This is a genomic window from Jiangella sp. DSM 45060, assembly GCF_900105175.1.
Lineage (GTDB): Bacteria > Actinomycetota > Actinomycetes > Jiangellales > Jiangellaceae > Jiangella.
Genome location: NZ_LT629771.1, coordinates 581,382 through 599,062, shown reverse-complemented (window position 1 = coordinate 599,062; position 17,681 = coordinate 581,382). Strand labels below are relative to the sequence as shown.

General features: G+C 73.4%; 18 protein-coding genes. 5 read left to right on the top strand and 13 right to left on the bottom strand.

Annotated elements, in window-relative coordinates; all coding sequences use genetic code 11:
• The first annotated feature begins 150 nt into the window (after positions 1 to 150).
• The 4 genes from BLU82_RS02685 to BLU82_RS02670 are packed head-to-tail and all read left to right on the top strand — an operon-like array spanning position 151 to position 4,402.
• Positions 151 to 1,953, top strand: coding sequence for a hypothetical protein (locus tag BLU82_RS02685; RefSeq protein WP_157740492.1), 1,803 nt, complete (start codon positions 151 to 153; stop codon positions 1,951 to 1,953).
• A complete protein-coding gene (locus tag BLU82_RS02680) occupies positions 1,950 to 2,705 on the top strand; it encodes an SDR family oxidoreductase (protein WP_092615257.1) in 756 nt (251 codons plus the stop codon). Before BLU82_RS02685 ends, BLU82_RS02680 begins: the two co-directional genes overlap by 4 nt.
• Positions 2,706 to 2,707: 2 nt before the next feature.
• Positions 2,708 to 3,721 carry an NAD(P)-dependent alcohol dehydrogenase gene (locus tag BLU82_RS02675; protein WP_197682690.1) on the top strand — a complete coding sequence of 338 codons (1,014 nt, stop codon included), beginning with the start codon at positions 2,708 to 2,710 and terminating at the stop codon, positions 3,719 to 3,721.
• Positions 3,722 to 3,745: 24 nt separating this feature from the next.
• Complete coding sequence (locus tag BLU82_RS02670) at positions 3,746 to 4,402, top strand: helix-turn-helix domain-containing protein (protein WP_092615254.1); 657 nt, start codon at positions 3,746 to 3,748, stop codon at positions 4,400 to 4,402.
• Here the strand turns inward: BLU82_RS02670 and BLU82_RS02665 are convergent.
• From BLU82_RS02665 to BLU82_RS34650, 12 genes are all read right to left on the bottom strand, one after another.
• Positions 4,354 to 4,749, bottom strand: coding sequence for a VOC family protein (locus BLU82_RS02665; protein WP_092615251.1), 396 nt, complete (start codon positions 4,747 to 4,749; stop codon positions 4,354 to 4,356). The two genes, BLU82_RS02670 and BLU82_RS02665, sit on opposite strands and share 49 nt — an antisense overlap.
• Positions 4,750 to 4,833: 84 nt before the next feature.
• Complete coding sequence (locus BLU82_RS02660) at positions 4,834 to 5,646, bottom strand: bifunctional allantoicase/(S)-ureidoglycine aminohydrolase (RefSeq protein WP_092615248.1); 813 nt, start codon at positions 5,644 to 5,646, stop codon at positions 4,834 to 4,836.
• A complete protein-coding gene (gene allB / locus BLU82_RS02655; RefSeq protein WP_092615245.1) occupies positions 5,643 to 6,968 on the bottom strand; it encodes an allantoinase AllB in 1,326 nt (441 codons plus the stop codon). Before allB ends, BLU82_RS02660 begins: the two co-directional genes overlap by 4 nt.
• The gene (uraH, locus tag BLU82_RS02650; RefSeq protein WP_092615242.1) at positions 6,958 to 7,260 is read right to left on the bottom strand and encodes a hydroxyisourate hydrolase; all 303 of its coding nucleotides are present in this window, start codon (positions 7,258 to 7,260) and stop codon (positions 6,958 to 6,960) included. Before uraH ends, allB begins: the two co-directional genes overlap by 11 nt.
• On the bottom strand, positions 7,257 to 7,688 hold the full coding sequence (gene uraD, locus BLU82_RS02645; protein WP_197682689.1) for a 2-oxo-4-hydroxy-4-carboxy-5-ureidoimidazoline decarboxylase: 432 nt from the start codon (positions 7,686 to 7,688) through the stop codon (positions 7,257 to 7,259). The genes uraH and uraD overlap by 4 nt, the downstream gene beginning before the upstream one ends.
• A gap of 8 nt (positions 7,689 to 7,696) precedes the next feature.
• Positions 7,697 to 8,584, bottom strand: coding sequence for a factor-independent urate hydroxylase (gene pucL / locus BLU82_RS02640; RefSeq protein ID WP_092615238.1), 888 nt, complete (start codon positions 8,582 to 8,584; stop codon positions 7,697 to 7,699).
• A 9-nt stretch (positions 8,585 to 8,593) separates the two neighbouring features.
• On the bottom strand, positions 8,594 to 9,817 hold the full coding sequence (locus BLU82_RS02635; protein WP_092615235.1) for an aldolase/citrate lyase family protein: 1,224 nt from the start codon (positions 9,815 to 9,817) through the stop codon (positions 8,594 to 8,596).
• Positions 9,804 to 10,625 carry a xanthine dehydrogenase accessory protein XdhC gene (gene xdhC, locus BLU82_RS02630; RefSeq protein WP_092615233.1) on the bottom strand — a complete coding sequence of 274 codons (822 nt, stop codon included), beginning with the start codon at positions 10,623 to 10,625 and terminating at the stop codon, positions 9,804 to 9,806. The genes BLU82_RS02635 and xdhC overlap by 14 nt, the downstream gene beginning before the upstream one ends.
• On the bottom strand, positions 10,622 to 12,904 hold the full coding sequence (gene xdhB / locus BLU82_RS02625) for a xanthine dehydrogenase molybdopterin binding subunit (protein WP_092615230.1): 2,283 nt from the start codon (positions 12,902 to 12,904) through the stop codon (positions 10,622 to 10,624). Before xdhB ends, xdhC begins: the two co-directional genes overlap by 4 nt.
• Complete coding sequence (locus tag BLU82_RS02620; protein WP_092615227.1) at positions 12,901 to 14,322, bottom strand: xanthine dehydrogenase small subunit; 1,422 nt, start codon at positions 14,320 to 14,322, stop codon at positions 12,901 to 12,903. The genes xdhB and BLU82_RS02620 overlap by 4 nt, the downstream gene beginning before the upstream one ends.
• Positions 14,323 to 14,501: 179 nt before the next feature.
• Complete coding sequence (locus BLU82_RS02615; RefSeq protein WP_092615224.1) at positions 14,502 to 15,779, bottom strand: guanine deaminase; 1,278 nt, start codon at positions 15,777 to 15,779, stop codon at positions 14,502 to 14,504.
• 82 nt (positions 15,780 to 15,861) lie between these two features.
• A complete protein-coding gene (locus BLU82_RS34650) occupies positions 15,862 to 16,038 on the bottom strand; it encodes a hypothetical protein (RefSeq protein ID WP_172885517.1) in 177 nt (58 codons plus the stop codon).
• Positions 16,039 to 16,322: 284 nt separating this feature from the next.
• On the opposite strand from BLU82_RS34650, the gene BLU82_RS02610 reads away from it, so the two are divergent.
• Complete coding sequence (locus BLU82_RS02610; RefSeq protein ID WP_157740491.1) at positions 16,323 to 16,532, top strand: lipopolysaccharide assembly protein LapA domain-containing protein; 210 nt, start codon at positions 16,323 to 16,325, stop codon at positions 16,530 to 16,532.
• Positions 16,533 to 16,546: 14 nt separating this feature from the next.
• Here BLU82_RS02610 and BLU82_RS02605 read toward each other — a convergent pair whose 3' ends face one another.
• Positions 16,547 to 17,680 (bottom strand): acyl-CoA desaturase, encoded by a 1,134-nt coding sequence (locus BLU82_RS02605; protein ID WP_092615218.1) that lies wholly within the window; start codon positions 17,678 to 17,680, stop codon positions 16,547 to 16,549.
• Between the last annotated feature and the right edge of the window lies 1 nt (position 17,681).

Genomic DNA, 17,681 nt, shown 5'->3' with positions numbered 1-17,681 from the left:
CCGTTCCGTGGGTCGGGTCAGATGACAGCAGCCGTCAGCGGGCGTCTGCCGGACTTGATTGAACGTTTCACCAGTCGGTAGCATCGCCGCGCGGTTGACCGATGTCAAGAGCTCCTCGACGACCTCCTCACGACGAAGGCAGGGATCGCCATGCAGACCAGCGGCATGCGAGTGCTCGGTAACGGCGCGATCGTGGCGCACCTCGACGGCGCCCAGCTCACCTGGTGCGTGGGGCCCGAGTTCACGATGCCGACGGCGCTCTCCGCCAGGTACGGATTGCGCGATGGCGGCCCGCTGACCAGTAGCTCCACCCGTGCCCCAGGGACGATGGAGTGGTACTCGTCGCTCGCCGACGGGCCACATCCGCTGGGCACCGTCCACGACACCGTCGCGCCATCGTCGCCCTGTTATCTCGCCGACGTCGACCTCACCGAACCCCTGGAGCTCCGGCTCGATTTCCCCCACGCCGATCGGGTCGTCCCGACGCGGACGGCTGACGGCGTGAGCGTGCTGGTCCGGGTCGATCGCTTCGGCCCGGTCTTCGTGTACCCGACGGGCGCCGAGGCGTTCGCCGGCGTCCACCTGTCCGGCTCGGCGCCGATCGAGCTGAGGCACGACGGCGGCAGCGTCACGCTCATGCTCGCCCCGGGGTCCTACACCTGGCAGGTGCGCCTCGGACGCCGGCTGAGCGAGGTGCTGGCTCCGCTGCCTGGATCCGCCCGGTCGGCCGGCGCCTGCGCGACGGAGCACTATCGGCGTACGGTGAACGGCGCCCTCCCGGACGGAGAGCGCCTGGACGCGTTGCTGCGTGCGCACGGGGTCGAGTCCCCGCTGCCGGGCGCGCAGCTGATCGAGGCGAGCGCGTACCTGATCACGGCCCAGCAGTCCGCCGACGGCGCGTTCATCGCCGGCCCCGAGTTCCCGCTCGCCTACCTGCGCGACTCCTACGGCGTCTCCCGAGCCCTGCTCGATCTCGGATTGACCGAACGTGCCGCCGCCCTGGCCCGGTTCCGGGTCGCCAAGTGGCAGCGCTTCGGCGACCTCGCGAACGCCGAGAGCATCGGACACGACCGGATCCGGCATCGGCACGAGAACGACGGCGCCGAGGCACCGGGCTACGCGATGCTGCAGGCACTGGAGGCGCTGGCGGACGACGCCGTCGACGGTCTCGGCGACATGCTGGACTGGTGCTGGCGGGCGCAGCTGGCGTCACTTCGCGACGGGGCCGTCCCGTTCAACGGTGACGAGACCTACGTCGCGGGCGGCTTCCTGGACCGTTCCTTCCTCCGGTACGGCTCCTTCGAGTCGACCCTGGTCATGATCCGCAGTGGTGAGCGCTACGCGGAGTTCCTCGCGCCACGTGACGCGCTGCGGGCAGCGGCGGTGCGCGCGGTCGTCGAGCGGACCGCGTCGGGCTTCGCGGAGCGGTTCGCCGGCCCCGCGGGCTGGCTCACCGCCGCCCGCGTCGCCGAGACCGTCGAGGAACGACACGGTGTCTGCGAGGCCTGCCACGACTACCCGACCTGGCTCGTGCGGAACACCGGCGGGCGCTTCGTGTGCGTGCGGTGTCTCGACGCGGACCTGCCGCCTGCGGCCTGGCGCGAGATCGGTGTGCCCACCGCGCAGCTGCTGCCGGCGTTGCTCCCCGGCCCGCCGGTTCCGGACCAGACCCTGGTCGACGCGGCGCACGTGGCGGCCGGGGTTCTCCTCGATCCCAGCGCGCGGTCGAACGGACACGACGTCGGCATGTGCCTGATGGCGCTCCCCGACGACGATCCGCACGTTCCCCTGCTCTTGCGACAGGCCGTCGGCCGGTTCGACCGCGACGCCGGGTGGCCGGAGCGCTTCCGCGGGGACCAGCCGGACGGGAGCCGGCGGCGGCCGTGGGAGACCGCACTGAACCTGCTCGCCCTGCGCACCCTTGCCGATCGTCACGAGAGGACACGCACGTGACCCCACCACCCCCACCACACCGCCGCCCGGCCGAGCGTTCCCTGGCCGGTGAGACGATCGTCATCACCGGAGCGAGCTCCGGGATCGGCCTGGCCACCGCGCGAGAACTGGTCGCCGCTGGAGCGAACGTCGTCCTCGGCGCCCGCGCCAGCGAGCGGCTCACGCGTTTCGGCGACGAGCTCGGCGCGGCCGCTCTGGCGGTCCCCGCCGATGTGCGCAGCGAGGAAGCCGTCCGCGGGCTCGTCGCGGCGGGAGTCGCGCGCTTCGGCCGGGTCGATTCGATCGTCCTCGCCGCGGGCATCGGCCTCTATGGCGGCGTCGAGGATCACGACGACACCGAGATCCGGCGCATGGTCGACACCAACGTGCTCGGCACCGTGTGGGGCGTGCGGGAGGTGCTACCGGAGTTCCGCCGCAACCGTGGTGGCGACATCGTCATCGTCGCGAGCGTCGCCGGGCTCCGCGGCGGCGCCCACGAGGCGGTCTACGCGGCCACGAAGTTCGCCCAGATCGGGCTCGCCGGCGCGATCGACCGGCAGCTTCGCCCCGAAGGAATCCGGGTCACCGCGATCGCCCCGGCCGGGACCAACACGGAGTTCGCGCTGGGCACCGGCCGCGTCGCCGGAGATCCGGGCCTGGCCGACCTGCTGGCGCCCGAGGACGTCGCCCTCCAGATCGTCACCGTGCTCCGCCAGCCGCGCCGCATGCGCACCACGCTCTGGGCGAGCTGGAGCATGGCGGAAGGGAGCTGACGGTGAACCGTGCGGCCGTACTGATCGAGCCCGGCGTGATCGAGCTCCAGGAGCGGGACACGCCCCAGCCGGCAGCGGGCGACGCCCTCGTCGAAGTGCTCGCGGTCGGGGTGTGCGGATCCGACCTGCACTACTTCACTGAGGGGCGGATCGGCGACTTCGTGGTGACGGCGCCGCTGGTCCTCGGCCACGAGGCGAGCGGACGCGTGCTCGCGGTCGGCGCGGACGTCCGGACGCTGCGGCCCGGCGATCGGGTCGCCATCGAACCGGGCGTCTCCTATGGCGACTGCGCGCCGTGCCGGACGGGCCGGTACAACCTCTGCCCGGACGTCCGGTTCCTCGCGACACCACCGGTCGACGGCGCCTTCACCGAGGTGCTCTCGGTCCCCGAGCCGTTCCTGCACCCGATTCCCGACCACGTCTCGGACAACGCGGGCGCCCTGATGGAGCCGCTCTCCGTGGCGCTGTGGGCCCACGACAAGGCGCGCACCGGTCCCGGCGACCACGTCCTCGTGACCGGGGCGGGTCCCGTCGGGCTGCTCGCCGCGACCGTCGCTCAGGTCCGGGGCGCCGCGTCGGTGGTCGTGGTCGATGTCGTCCCCGAACGACTCGATCGGGCGCGTGAGCACGGGTTCGAGGCGACGATGCCCGGTCGGCTGCCCGCGGCTTCCTGGCAGCCCACTGCCCTGATCGAGTGCTCCGGCGCCGCGGCGGCCGTGTACGACGGTCTCGACGCCCTCGCGCCGGCCGGGCGTGCGGTGCTCGTGGGCATGCCAGTGGGACGGGAGCTGCGGATCCCCGCGGCGGCCGTCCAGGGGCGGGAGCTCACGATCACGGGCACGTTCCGCTACGCGCACACGTATCCCGCGGCGATCGGGCTGGTGGCGAGCGGCCGGATCGACCTCGACCGGTTCGTCACCACCGAGTTCGGGCTGGGTGACGTGCGCCGTGCCCTCGAGGCGCCGCGCGAGGATCCGTCGATCCTCAAGGCGGTGGTGCACCCGCAGCGATCGTGACCCGCCGCGAGGTAGGTTCGGCCCATGCTCGCGAGCGGTCGTCGTTACCTCCGGTGGCGCCACGACCATCTCGCGGCCCGTCGCGTCGAGGTCGCGCCGGACGGGTGCCGCGACGTCGTGGTGGTGGAGTCGGCCGGTGGTGGGTTCGTGGCGCTGACGGCGTGGGACGCGGGCCTGCGGGTGGTCGAGCTCGCGCGGGGCACGCGGGTGACGGGGTATCGGCTGCGGCCCGGAGCACAGGTGGAGCCGCGGGTGCTGGCCCGGATCGAGGCCGAGCCGCTGCGGGCCGGCGAGATCATCGACGGTGACGTCGTGGTGGACGGCGAGCTCGACGAGGCCATCGGCACGCTGGGAACGCGCGGCGTGGCGGAGGCGGCGACGCACCTCGGGGTGAGCAAGCGCGGCCTGCAGCGCCGCTTCGCGGCGGCGGGCCTGCCGCCGCCGGGCTTCTGGCGGCTGCTGTCGCGGGCCCGCCGGGCCGCGTTGGCGCTGCCGACGCGGTTGCCGCTAGGCGAGGTCGCCGCCGCGTGCGACTTCAGCGACCAGGCTCATCTGACCCGCGAGACCGTACGGTGGTTCGGCCGGACGCCGGCGGAGCTGCGGCGGGCACCGTCGGTCCTCGCGACGATCGCTCAGCCGGGGCTGGGCAACTGGATCGGCGAGCAGATCTCGACGAGGTAGCCGTGCGGATCGCTCACGTAGGACGTCGTCTGGCCCCACGACTCGTCCCGGACCGGCTGCACCACGGCGGCGCCCGCGGCCACGGCGCGCTGGAACGCCGCGGGGACGTCGTCGGTCTCGAACGCGATCTCGAACGTCGGCCCGGTGATGGACGGCGGCCGCGGGTCCTTGCCGAGCTGCCGCATCAGCGCGGTCGACGAGAACGCGAGCTTGGTGGCTCCGGTCGCGAGCTCGCCGTAGTCGCCGCTGTCGTGGACGAAGCCGCGGTCGAGCCCGAACGCGGTGGCGTAGAAGTCGACCGCGGCGGCCACGTCGTCGACATACAGGATGGTGTAGCGGAGCTGCATCGGAGGTCCTCTCGGAGTCGGTGACACCCGCAGCATGGCCGGTGTCCCGGCACCCGTCTTGAAGGAACGCGACAGCGGGACTCGTCAGAGGGGGACGTGCCGGTTGACGTCCTTGTAGAGGAGGTAGCGGAACGGGCCGGGCCCGCCGGCGTAGCAGGCCTGCGGGCAGAAGGCGCGCAGCCACATGAAGTCGCCGGCCTCGACCTCGACCCAGTCCTGGTTGAGCAGGTAGACCGCCTTGCCCTCCAGGACGTAGAGGCCGTGCTCCATCACGTGCGTCTCCGGGAACGGGATCGACGCGCCGGGGCGGAAGTTCACGATGTTGACGTGCATGTCGTGGCGCAGGTCCGCGATGTCGACGAAGCGGGTCGTCGACCAGGCGCCGCCGGTTCCGGGCATGTCGACGGGCGTGACGTCCTGCTCGCGGGTGACGAAGGCGGGCGGGACGTCGAGACCGTCGACGCGCTGGTAGGTCTTGCGGATCCAGTGGAACGTCGCGGTCGTCTCGGCCTCGTTCACCAGCGACCACGAAGCGCCGGGCGGGAGGAACGCGTACGACCCCGGCTCCAGCGCGTGCACACCGCCGTCCACCGCGAGGGTGAGCGACCCGTCCACCACGAACAGCACCGCCTCCGCCGACGGGTCCGGCTCGGGCCGGTCCGATCCGCCCCCGGCGGCGACCTCGACGACGTACTGGCTGAACGTCTCGGCGAAGCCCGACAGCGGCCGGGCCAGCACCCAGAGGCGGGTGTGCGCCCACCCGGGCAGGAACGAGGCGGTGATGTCGCTGAGCGTGCGGGCCGGGATGACGGCGTACGCCTCCGTGAAACGCGCGCGGTCCGTGGTCAGCGCGGTCTGCGGCGGCAGCCCGCCCCTCGGCACGTGGTAGGGATTCATCGCTCGCCCCTTCGCAGCAGTCGACCCCGCGGTGTGCCGGCGACGGGCCGCCCGCGCAGCCACGTCTCGCGGACCACCCCCGTCAGCCGGCGCCCGGCGTAGGCCGAGATCGGGTTCCGGTGCAGCAGCGCGGCGACGTCGACGACGAACTCCTCGTCGGGCGCGAACCGCACCAGGTCGGCGTCGGCGCCGGGCGCGATGCGGCCCTTGTGGCGCAGCCCGACGCGGTCCGCCGGCGCGGTGGCCATCCACCGCACCACGTCGGCCGGCGAGTGGCCCCGGGCCCGGGCGCCGGTCCACACGACGGGCAGCCCGAGCTGGACCGACGCGATGCCGCCCCACGCGGTCGCGAAGTCGCCCGCCTTGAGCTCCGCGGTGCACGGCGAGTGGTCGGACACGACGAAGTCGACGTCTCCCGCGGCCAGCGCCGCCCAGAGCGCCTCGCGGTTGGCGGCGTCGCGGATCGGCGGGCAGCACTTGAGCTCGGTGGCGCCGTCGGCGATCTGCTCGGCCTCGAAGGTCAGGTAGTGCGGGCAGGTCTCGACGCTCACGTCGACGCCGGCCGCGCGGGCCGCACGCAGCGCCGGGACGGCGCCGGCACTGCTGAGGTGGACGACATGCGCGCGGCCGCCGGTCGCCCGGGCCTGCGCGATGACGAGCTCGACGGCGGCTCGCTCGGCCGACTCGGGGTGGGAGGCGAGGAAGCCGGTGTAGTGCGGCCCGTCGAGCGCGGTCGCGTCGACGAGCCGTCCGTCCTCGGCGTGGACGATCAGCAGCGCGCCCAGCCCCGCGCACTCCCGCATCGCCGACGCGAATTCGTCCGGCTCGAGGTGGCCGAACTCGTCGACGCCGGAGTCGAGCAGGAAGCACTTGAAGCCGAACACCCCGGCGTGGTGCAACGGCTCGCGGTCGGGTCCGTTGCCCGGCACCGCGCCACCCCAGAAGCCGACGTCCACCCAGACCTGGCCGGCGGCCGTCCGCCGCTTCAGCTCCAGCGCGGCGAGCGTGGTGGTCGGCGGGACGGAGTTCAGCGGCATGTCGACGAGGGTGGTGACGCCGCCGGCGGCGGCCGCGCGGGTCGCGGTGGCGAACCCCTCCCACTCGGCCCGGCCCGGCTCGTTGACGTGCACGTGGGTGTCGACCAGCCCGGGCAGCAGCACCTCGTCGTCGTCGAGTGTGACGGTCCGCGCGGCCGGCGGCGCGTCGTCGAACGTCGTGACGACGGCGATCCGGCCGCCCGCGATGCCCACGGCGGCGGGCACCTCGGCGCCGTCGACGACGGCCCGCCGGGCGCGGACGACGACGTCGAGCTCAGCTGCCACGGTAGGTCGTGTAGCCGTAGGGACTGAGCAGCAGCGGCACGTGGTAGTGCGCCTCGGGGTCGGCGACGGTGAAGACGACGACCACCTCCGGGTGGAAGGGGCCCGACGTGTCGAAGCGGAGCACGTAGTCGCCGGGGTCGAGCCGGTCCGGGCCGAGCGCGGAGACCCTGCCGTCGGCGTTCGTCACGCCCTCGCCGAGGGGTTCGCCCCCGCGGGTCTCGAGCGTGACGCGGATGCCCTCGGCCGGACGGCCGGCGGCGGTGTCGAGGACGTGCGTGGACAGGGTGCTCACAGCGTCGCCTCCAAGCGCAGCAGCGCGATCTCGCGCAGGTTGCCGACGGTCTCGGCCCGTTCGGCGGCGTCGTCGTTGCGCAGCCGCCGGTCCAGCTCGGCGAGGATCTCGTCGGCATCGCGGCCGGCTGCGCGGATCAGGAACACCCGGCCGAACCGCCGCTCGTACGCCGCGTTGCCGGCGGCCAGCCGCCCGGCGGTGTCGCGGACCCCGGACTGCTCGCGCTGCGACTGCGCGCCCCCGCGCTCACCGATCCGCGGGTGGCCGGCCAGCGCCTGGTCGAGCTCCTCGTCCGTCAGCTCACCCGCGGCCGCGGACGCGGCCCGCAGCAAGGCGTCGCGGTCCGAGTACGGCTGGCCGGCCAGTACGTCGTCGGCCCAGCGCGGCACCGAGAGGCAGCCGAGCAGCGTCGCTCGGGTCGTCACCACGCCGGACATCAGCAGAACCCCGCCACGGCCGGCCACGCGTCGTCCGCGGGTGGAACGTCGTCGCGGGTCACCTGCGCCTCGATCAGCCCGTACGGCCGGTCCGCGGCGACGAACACCTCGCCGTCGTTGCTCAGCCCGTCGACCTCGAAGCCGCTGAAGTCGACGAGGAAGTGATGCAGGTTGGGCGCCGAGAACCTGATCTCGGCCAGCCCCGGCTGCTCGTGGAGCACGGCGCCGCCCATGGCGTACAGCGTCTCCTGCAGGGCGCGCGAGTAGGTGCCGGCGAAGGTGCGCAGCAGTGTGGCGGTCACGGCCTCGTGGGACGCGTTCCAGTCGACGCCGTCGGCGCCCGTGTGCCGCCACCGCGCGACGAGCGACGTGGCGAGGACGCGGTCGCCGGTCTCGGCCAGCGTTGTGAACTCGTCCTTCAGGAAGCCCCGGAACTCCGAGTCCGTCGTGTTGAGCAGCGCGAGGCCGGAGACGCCCGACAGCACGTGGGTGGCGTCGCGCCCGACCGTCACCGCGGCCGTGCGGACGCTGCCGCCGCGGCGGACGAACGAGTGGTCGCCGATGCGGTCCCAGCCGTACTCCTCGACCCGCACCTGCGCCGACTCGGCGGCCGGACACGCGTCGAGCAGCCGCGCGCCCAGCGCGAGCGCGTAGTCCTCGGGCGACGTGACGCCGCGCAGTTTCGCGTAGGCGAACGCGGTGTTCTTCTGCGTGTCCGTCGGCAGCACCGCGGACTGGTCGCCGGTGACGTGCGCCGCCTCGAAGTCGCCCCGCAGCGATGTCGACACGTTGAGGTCGCGGATCTCGTGCCGGTCGGTGTCGCGGACGATCCGGACGACGCGGGACTCCGCCTTGCCGTACTGGTTGACGCCCAGCGTGTGGGCCATCGGCTGCTCCTAAGGATTGGCCAGCGTGTGGAGGAGGTCCGGGTCGGCGACCTCGGTCTCGTCGACGGCGCCGCAGTCGACCGCGCGCAGCAGGAACGCCGCCAGCGCCCGGGCGGTCGCGGGCTCGTCGGCGATGCCGGTCATGGTGTGGCGCGTGTAGTCGGCCAGCCGGGCGGTCGCGCGGGCCAGCCCGTCGCGGTAGAAGGCGTAGGTGGCGGCGTACCTCGTCGGCAGCTGCCCCGGATGCAGGTCCCAGCCCTGGTAGAAGCCGCGCTCCAGCGATCGGCGGACGAGGCGGTGGTGGTTGGCCCAGGCCGCCTCGACGTCGTCGGCGCTGCCGACCGGGAGCAGGTTGGTGGAGCCGTCGGACAGCCGCACCCCGGTGCCGGCCGCGGCCGCCTGCATCACCAGCTTCGCGTGATCGGCCACCGGGTGCTCCAGCGACTGCTGCCCGGCGGCGATCCCGCAGTACGCGGAGTAGTCGTAGGTGCCATAGTGCAGCCCGGTCAGCCGGGGCCCGGCGGCCTGGACCATGCGCGCGACCAGCGCCGTGCCGTCGGGTCCGAGGATCGACTGCGGCGTCTCGATCTGCGCCTCGAACGCCAGCGCTCCCGGCGCGAGTCCCAGCCCGGACTCCAGCACGTCGCAGGCGTGCACCATCGCCTCGACCTGGTCGACGCTGGTCACCTTGGGCAGCGTGACGACCCAGCGGCCGAGGTCCATCCCGGCTCCGGCCAGCGCCGAGACGTAGGACGTGAGAGTCCGGACGCTGCGCGCCCGGGTCGGCGCCTCCAGGCTCTTGATCCGGATGCCCCCGAACGGCGCCGCCTCGCCCTTCGCCCGGCTCTCGGCCAGGGCCGTGGCGGACCGGACGACGTCGGCGTCCTCCTCCGCGTCGGTCCGGCCGGTGTAGCCGTCCTCGAAGTCGACCCGGAGGTCCTCGACGGGTTCGGCGGCCAGCTTGGCCCGCACCCGCGCCACGACGTCGGGGTCGCGCACGATCGCGGCGAACCGGTCGGCGTGCTCGTCCAGCAGGTCCAGCGCCGCTGCGCCGTAGGCCGGCACCAGCCCCGCGGTGTGGCGGTCGGCCGGGACGTATACCGTGTGGATCGGCTGCCGACCCGGCCGGTCGCCGGGGTACGCCCTGGCCAGCGCCGCGTCCGCCACCGCCAGCCGCGCGTCCAGCTCGCCGAGCAGCGACTTCGCCAGGTCGTCGACCTCACCGTCCGGCATGGGTCTCCTCACGCTCGATCGCGGCCAGCAGTGCGGCGGCCGCCGACACCGCGATGGCCGCCGGGTCCTTGCTCGTGGAGAGGCCGGCCAGCCCGATCGGCGTCTCGACCCGGTCGACGACCTCCGCGGGCAGCGACTCGACCAGCCGGGACCGGAACCGCGCCCACTTCGCCGACGACCCGATCAGGCCGATCGCACCGAGGTGGTCGCAGCGCAGCGCGGCGTCGACGATCGCGAAGTCCTCGGCGTGGTCGTGCGTCAGCACCAGCACGCGGGTGCCGGGCGGCAACTCGGCCAGGACCAGCTCGGGGATCACCGGGATGTGGTGAACGTGCACGCCGGCGACCGCGTCGGCCAGCGGGGCGAGAGCCGCGTCGGACAGCGACTCCTCGCGCGAGTCGACCAGGTGCAGGTCGAGGTCGTGCCGCGCCAGGATCCTGGCCAGCTCCAGTCCGACGTGGCCCACCCCGAAGATCGCGACGGCGGGCACGACCGGCAGCGGCTCCAGCAGCACCGTCACCTCACCACCGCAGCACTGGACGCCGTGCGGGCCGGGCGCCTTGTCCGACAGGCGCACGGGGTACGACTCGGGCCTGGCGCCCCCGGCCGACAGCAGCGCACGGGCCCGTGTCACGGCGTCGGCCTCCAGATTGCCGCCGCCGATCGACGCCCAGGTCGTGGCCGCGGAGACCACCATCTTGGCGCCCGCCTCCCGCGGCGCGTGGCCGCGCACATCCGTGATGGTGACGAGCACCCCGGGCTCCCGCGCCGCCCGCAGCGCGGCCACCCCGGCGAACCAGGTCGTCATGACGCACCTCGGGCGGCGGTGAGCGCCCAGTAGACCGCCTCCGGCGTGGCCGGCGAGGCCAGCTCGACGGAGTGCCCGGCCGGGCCGAACGCCCCGCACGCGTCGCGCAACGCCTCGCGCACGCTGAGCGCCAGCATCAGCGGCGGCTCGCCCACCGCCTTCGACCCGTAGACGACGCCGTCCTCGTGCGCCTCCTCGAGCAGGGCGACGTGGAACCGCTCGGGCAGCTCCGAGAACGACGGCAGCTTGTAGGTCGAGGCCGCCTGCGTGGCGAGCCGGCCGCGGCCCGGCCCGTCGGACACGTCCCAGCGCAGGTCCTCGAGGGTCAGCCAGCCGGCGCCCTGGACGAAGCCGCCCTCGATCTGCCCCAGGTCGACCAGCGGCGACAGGCTGTCGCCGACGTCGTGGACGATGTCGACCCGCCGGGTGGTGTACCCGCCGGTGAACCCGTCGACCTCGACCTCCGTCACCGCGGCGCCGTAGGCGAAGTACTTGAACGGGTGCCCGGTCATCGTCGTGGCGTCCCAGCTCAGGCCCTCGGTCTTGTAGAAGCCGGCCGCCCAGAGCTGGACCCGCTCGCGGTACGCCGCGGCGACCAGCTCCTCCCACGACGGGTCGCCCAGCCGGTCGCGGACCGGCGCCAGCCGGGCCAGGATCTGCTCGCAGGCGTCCTTGACGGCACCGCCGTTGAGGTCGGCGCTCGCGGACGCCGCCGTGGCGGACGTGTTCGGCACCTTGTCGGTGCGCGTCGGCGCCAGCCGGACCCGCCCCAGCGGTACCCGCAGCGCCGTGGCCGCGACCTGCAGCATCTTGGTGTGCAGGCCCTGGCCCATCTCGGTGCCGCCGTGGGTGACCAGCACCGAGCCGTCCTTGTAGACGTGCACCAGCGCGCCGCCCTGGTTGAACGCCGTGAGGTTGAACGAGATGCCGAACTTCACCGGTGTGATGGCGATACCGCGCTTGCGGTGGCGCTCGCGGCCGTTCCACCGGTCGATCTCGGCCCGCCGATCCGCCAGCGACGAGGTGGCGGTGACCTGCTCCCAGGCCGCCGCCAGCCGCCCCGGGTGCCGCACCGGCTGACCGTACGGCGTGGCCTGCCCCTCGACGTAGAAGTTGCGGCGCCGCAGCTCGGCGGGGTCGAGGCCCAGCGCGGGCGCGCACCGGCCGAGGATGTCCTCGATCACCAGCATCCCCTGCGGTCCGCCGAAGCCGCGGAACGCCGTCTGCGAGGTCTTGTGGGTCCGCGCGATGCGGCCGTGCACGGTGACGTCGGGGATCCAGTACGCGTTGTCGACGTGGCACATCGCCCGGAACAGCACCGGCTCGGAGAGGTCGAGGCTCCACCCGCCGTCGGACGTGAGCGTGGCCTCCAGCGCGGTGAACCGGCCGTCGGCGTCGAACCCCGCCGTCCACGTGGCGTGGAAGCCGTGCCGCTTGCCCGTCATCGTCATGTCCTGCGCCCGGGTCAGCCGCAGCCGCACCGGCCGGCCGGTGAGGGTCGCGCCCAGCGCCGCCACGGCGGCGAGCCCGTGCGGCTGCATCTCCTTGCCGCCGAAGCCGCCGCCCATGCGCAGGCACTGGACCGTGACGGCGTGGCTCGGAAGGCCGAGCACGTGCGCGACGATCTCCTGCGTCTCGGCCGGATGCTGGGTGCTCGACTGGACGAAGATCTGGCCGTTCTCGTCGACCAGCGCCAGCGAGCAGTGCGTCTCGAGGTAGAAGTGCTCCTGCCCCGCCATCGACGTCACGCCCTCGAAGACGCGGGCCGACCGCGCCAGCCCGGCCGCGGAGTCGCCGCGGGCGAGCGTCGGGCGCGCCCCCTGGAAGCTCTGCGCCGCGATGGCCTCCTCGACGGTGAGCAGCGCGGGCAGCGGCGCGTACGTCGCCTCGACCGCCGCCGCCCCTCGCCGCGCGGCTTCGAGGGACTCGCCGAGCACCCAGCAGACGGCGTGGCCGTGGAACATGACTTCGGACGGGAACAGCGGCTCGTCGTGCTTGACGCCGGCGTCGTTGACACCCGGCACGTCGGCGGCGGTGAGCACCCGGACGACGCCGGGCACGTCGTAGGCCGCGGCGACGTCGAGGCCGGTGACGGTCGCGTGCGCGTGCGGCGCCTGTACCGGATGCGCGTGCAGCACGTTGCTGGTGCGGCCGACCAGGTCGTCGGTGTAGAGCGCCCGGCCGGTGACGTGCAGGGCCGCGCTCTCGTGCGGCAGCGGCGTCCCGACGACGGCGTCGTCCGGCCGGTGGCTGAGCGGGCTGCCCACGATCGTCGTCATGGTGTCGCCTCCGCGAACAGCTTTCGGATCGATTCGCCGAGCATCGCCGACCGGTAGGCGGCGCTGGCCCGCTGGTCCGAGATCGGCGTGCCCTCGGCCGCCAGCACCGCGGCGGCCGCGTCGACGCTGTCGGCGGTCCACGGGCGACCTTCCAGGGCCGCCTCGGTGGCGAGCGCCCTGATCGGCGTCGCGGCCACGCCGCCGAGCCCGATGCGCGCCCGCCGCACCACCCCGTCGACGACGTCGAGGGCGTAGCCGGCCGCCACCGAGGAGATGTCGTCGAACGGTCGTTTGGCGATCTTGTGGAACGCCGTCAGCCCGCTCACCGGCCGGGGCACCACCACCTCGGTGATCAGCTCGTCCGGACGGCGCTTCGACGTCCGGTAGCCGGTGAAGTACTCCGCGAGCGGCAGCGTCCGCGACCCGTCGGCCGAGGCCAGCACCACGGACGCTTCCAGGGCGAGCAGCGCCGGCGGCGCGTCGCCGATGGGCGAGCCGGTGCCGAGGTTGCCGCCGAGCGTGGCGCCGTTGCGGATCAGCGGCGACGCGAACTGCGCGATCATCGCGGACACCAGCGGGACCCGCCCGGCCAGCCGCCGGTCGACCTCCGTCAACGTCAGAGCCGCGCCGATGCGCAGCTCGGCATCGGTCACAGCGAAGCCGCGCAGCTCGGGCAGCCGGTCGACCGCCACCACCAGCCCGGCCCGCCGGCCGCGCAGGTTCACGTCGACGCCCCAGTCCGTGCTGCCAGCGACGATCACGGCGTCCGGGTGCTCCCGGAGCAGGTCCAGCGCCTCGGTCAGGCCGGACGGACGGACGTACGTCGCCTCGTCGTCGCGCAGCGTCGTGGCCACCACCGGCGGCGCGGCGCTCCCCCGCCGCCGCGCGATGGCGTCGTCGGCCGCCGGGAACCCGAGCGCGAAGGCGGCGTCCTTGATCGGCCGGTAGCCCGTGCAGCGGCACAGGTTGCCGCTGACCGCGTGCAGGTCGAAGCCGTTCGCGCCGTGGTAGCGGTCGCCGTCGCCGGTCGGCGCGCGATCGGCCCGGTAGTACTCCGCGCCCATGGAGCAGACGAAGCCGGGCGTGCAGTAGCCGCACTGCGAGCCCCCGCGCACCGCCAGCTCCTGCTGCACCGGGTGCAGCGAGTCCGGCGTGCCGAGGCCCTCCGCGGTGACGATCTCCTGGCCGTCCAGCGCCGCCGCCGGTGGGAGGCAGGAGTTGATCGCCGTCCACTCGGCGGTCGCGGAGCCGTCGGCGGCGGGCCGCGCGACCATCACCGCGCAGGCGCCGCACTCGCCCTCGGCGCATCCTTCCTTGGCGCCGGTCAGCCCGCAGGCGCGCAGGAAGTCGAGGACGTTCGTGTGGGGTGGAACACCGGTCAGATCACGCGGCTGGCCATTGACGACGATGTCGGCCATCCAGCACCTCCAAGTCGGATCACCCCATCAGTCGATGGGGTCGAGGACTGCTGGAGGTCGGCTAGGCGCCGTGGGCGACTCGGCCCCGGGTCCACGCGGTCGAGTGCACCCGTCGGCGCACGTCGCCCGGAACCGTGGAGATCCGCATCCATCCACGCTAGCCCGTGCGTCGCGGCCGGTCAACGAACCGCCACGCCGTCGATCCACACCGCGGCGACGTCGGTCGCCGTGCCGAGCGTGAACGTTATGCCCAGCGCGTCGTCCGGGCCGGCCGCGTTGCGCAGCGCCGCGTCGTACGTCGAACCGGGCGCCGGGCGGAGCCACTGCGCGTCGAACCGCTGCCCGACGGAGAGGTGCCCCACGTCGGGGAGGTCGAGGGCGGCGGCGCCGGCCGCCGTCGCCAGGTGGAGCAGGTGGGCGGGTGTGAGCGCGTAGCCGTCCGGGCCGAGCTGCTGCTGTGTGAAGTACGCCTGCAGGCCCTCCTTGAGCAGCGAGAATCCCGAGCCCGCTCCGACGTCCGACCCCAGCGCCACCGCGACGCCGTGGCGCAGGTGCCGGGCCAGCGGGAACAGCCCGCTCCCCAGCGCGGCGTTGCTCGTCGGGCAGTGTGCGACCGACGATCCCCGCGCGGCCAGCGTCTCGAGCTCGTCGTCGCCCGGGTGGACGTTGTGCGCGAGCACGCTGTGCCGGCCGAGCAGCCCGTGCCGGTCGTACGTCGCGACGTAGCTGTCGGTCCGGAACAGGCTCTTCACCTGCTCGATCTCCTCGACGTTCTCGTTCACGTGCGACGTGACGAACGCGCCGGGGACGTCGTCGAGCACGGCCGCGCAGGTCGCGAGGAGCGCGTCGGTGCTGGACAGCGAGAAGCGCGGCGTCACCGCGTACCGGGCGCGCCCGGTGCCGTGCCAGCGGCGGGCCAGCCCGACGCTCTCCTCGTACGCGCGCCCGGGTGAGCTGAGCAGCTCAGCGGGCAGGTTGCGGTCGCTGACGACGAGCCCGCTGGTCACGCGCGGCCCGGCAGCGGCGGCCGACTCGAAGAGTGCCTCGACCGCGGCCGGGAAGTGCGATCCGAACACCATGGCGGCGGTGGTGCCAGCGGTCACGAGGCCGGACACGAAGTCCGCCGCCACCTGCGCCGCGTACGCCGCGTCCGCCAGGCGGCCCTCCTCCGGCAGGGCGCGGCGCTCGAGCCAGTCCAGCAGCGGCAGGCCGATACCGCCGATGACGCGCACCTGCGGGAAGTGCACGTGCGTGTCGACGAACCCCGGGAGCAGCAGCCCGCCGTCCAGCGCGACGAGGTCCTCGTCCGGGTGCTCCCGGCGCAGCGCGGCGAACGGCCCGCGCGCCACGATGACGCCGTCGCGCACCACGATGCCCTCGTCCGAGGACGACCGCAGCTTCCCCCCGGCGAACGGGCTCTCGGGGGTGTCGAGCACCGCCCCGCGATAGATCGTCACGCGTCACCCCTTGCCTGCACGGCGGAGGATCCACCGCTCTCCTCAAGACCGCACCGGCGATCTTGGTCGCAGCCGGGGGCGATCAGGCGCCGCCGGGGTTCGCCCTTCGATGGGCCGATCGCCTCAGCCAGCCGACGATAGCAGTGGCCACGAACAGCACCACCCCGATGACACCGAGCCAGAGGATGCCCTCGATCGCGAATCCCACGATCGACAGCACCAGCCAGATGGCCAGCAGGACGACGACGAGAACGAGCATGGTGGACCTGTACCCAGTTCCGGACGTCGCACGCAGGTCAGCGGGTCACGAGCCCGCCCGGCCCGGTCAACCGGAACGGCGTAGGGTGAAGGTATCCGGGAACCGCGACATCCCATCTTCGAGGTGCCAGTCATGCCGGCCCGACCATCTCGACGAAGGAATGTCATGCCTCTGTTCCGCCGCAACGGCGACGGTCCGGAGCCGTCGGCCGATACCGACGTGGGAGCACCGGCGCCGACACCGCCGGTCCCGCGCAGTCGCACCGGCGCCACCTGGGTGGGCAGTTGCGTCGCGGCGTCCGTCTCGCGATCCTGATGGTGTTCATCCTGCAGAACACGGGTCGGGTCGACGTCACCTTCCTGTGGCTGGAGGGCAGCGTTCCGCTGGCGCTGGCGCTGCTCATCGCCGCAGCGAGCGCGGGCTTCGTGGTGGCGGTCATCGGCAGCGTCCGGATCATCCGGCTGCGGCGGCAGCTGTCCCGCCGGCCCGGCTGACCAGGGTCGGATCCTCAGACGCGGAACTGCGCGGCCATCGGGCACCGATAGGCGTACCGGCCGCGCAGCCCCACCCGGTTGAGGTAGCCGACGATGACGCGGTAGGCGCCGAAGAGGCTGGTCTCGGTGTAGCCGACCAGGTGCCGGGCACAGTACTCCCGCACGATCGGCTGGGCCCGGCGAAGATTCGGCCGGGGCATGCTCGGGAACAGGTGGTGCTCGACCTGGTAGTTGAGCCCGCCCATGAAGAAGTCGATCGGCCGGCCACCGCGGATGTTGCGCGACGTCAGCACCTGACGCCGCAGGAAGTCGACCTTCTCGTCCGGCGCGACGATGGGCATGCCGATGTGGTTCGGTGCGAAGGAAGCTCCGAGGAGCAGTCCGAACAGCGCCATCTGCACGCCGAAGAAGGCGGCCGCCTTCCCGGGCGGCAGCACCAGCAGCAGCACGGTGAGGTACCCGCCGAGCCTGACGGCGACGAACGACGCCTCCCACCAGCGGTGTTTCAGCGGCTGCCGCCGCATGATCGTCTGGATGCTCGCGACGTGCAGCGCGAGCCCTTCGAGCAGCAGCAGCGGGAAGAAGAAGTAGCCCTGACGGGGCGTCAGGCGAGCGGCCAGGCCGCGCCGGGCCTGGGCGACGGCCGGGGTGAACGCCAGCACGCCGGGCCCGACATCGGGGTCCGAGCCCTCTTTGTTCGGGTTGGCGTGGTGCCGGCTGTGCTTGGACTGCCACCAGCCGTAGCTGAGCCCGGTGAACAGCCCGGAGAAGACCCGCGAGGTCCAGTCGTTCCACCGGTGCGAGGCGAAGATCTGGCGATGGGCGCTGTCGTGCCCGAGGTACCCGAACTGGACCAGCACGACCGCGAGCGCGGCGGCGAGGAGCAACTGGAACCAGGAGTCACCGAGGAACGCGAACCCCACCCAGATCCCCGCGAACGCCGTCACGGCCACGGCGATCCGGGTCCAGTAGTAGCCGTAGCGCCGCCGCAACAGCCCGGCCTCGCGGATCTGCCGAGCCAGCTCGGTGTACGTGCTGACGTGACGGACGGGAGCCGGGACCCGGTCCTTGGTCGCGACCGGTGGACCGGCACCACCTCGGGTCTGCGGATGGGCTCGTCGCTGTCTGAGCGGTTGTTCAGTGGTCATG

Bases quoted from the DNA above. Each gene is read 5' to 3' on its own strand.
- BLU82_RS02685 (WP_157740492.1), top strand. From the start codon at position 151: ATGCAGACCAGCGGCATGCGAGTGCTCGGTAACGGCGCGATCGTGGCG.
- BLU82_RS02670 (WP_092615254.1), top strand. From the start codon at position 3,746: ATGCTCGCGAGCGGTCGTCGTTACCTCCGGTGGCGCCACGACCATCTC.
- BLU82_RS02665 (WP_092615251.1), bottom strand. From the start codon at position 4,749: ATGCAGCTCCGCTACACCATCCTGTATGTCGACGACGTGGCCGCCGCG.
- BLU82_RS02660 (WP_092615248.1), bottom strand. From the start codon at position 5,646: ATGAATCCCTACCACGTGCCGAGGGGCGGGCTGCCGCCGCAGACCGCG.
- pucL (WP_092615238.1), bottom strand. From the start codon at position 8,584: ATGGCCCACACGCTGGGCGTCAACCAGTACGGCAAGGCGGAGTCCCGC.
- BLU82_RS02635 (WP_092615235.1), bottom strand. From the start codon at position 9,817: ATGCCGGACGGTGAGGTCGACGACCTGGCGAAGTCGCTGCTCGGCGAG.
- xdhC (WP_092615233.1), bottom strand. From the start codon at position 10,625: ATGACGACCTGGTTCGCCGGGGTGGCCGCGCTGCGGGCGGCGCGGGAG.
- xdhB (WP_092615230.1), bottom strand. From the start codon at position 12,904: ATGACGACGATCGTGGGCAGCCCGCTCAGCCACCGGCCGGACGACGCC.
- BLU82_RS02620 (WP_092615227.1), bottom strand. From the start codon at position 14,322: ATGGCCGACATCGTCGTCAATGGCCAGCCGCGTGATCTGACCGGTGTT.
- BLU82_RS34650 (WP_172885517.1), bottom strand. From the start codon at position 16,038: ATGCTCGTTCTCGTCGTCGTCCTGCTGGCCATCTGGCTGGTGCTGTCG.
- BLU82_RS02605 (WP_092615218.1), bottom strand. From the start codon at position 17,680: ATGACCACTGAACAACCGCTCAGACAGCGACGAGCCCATCCGCAGACC.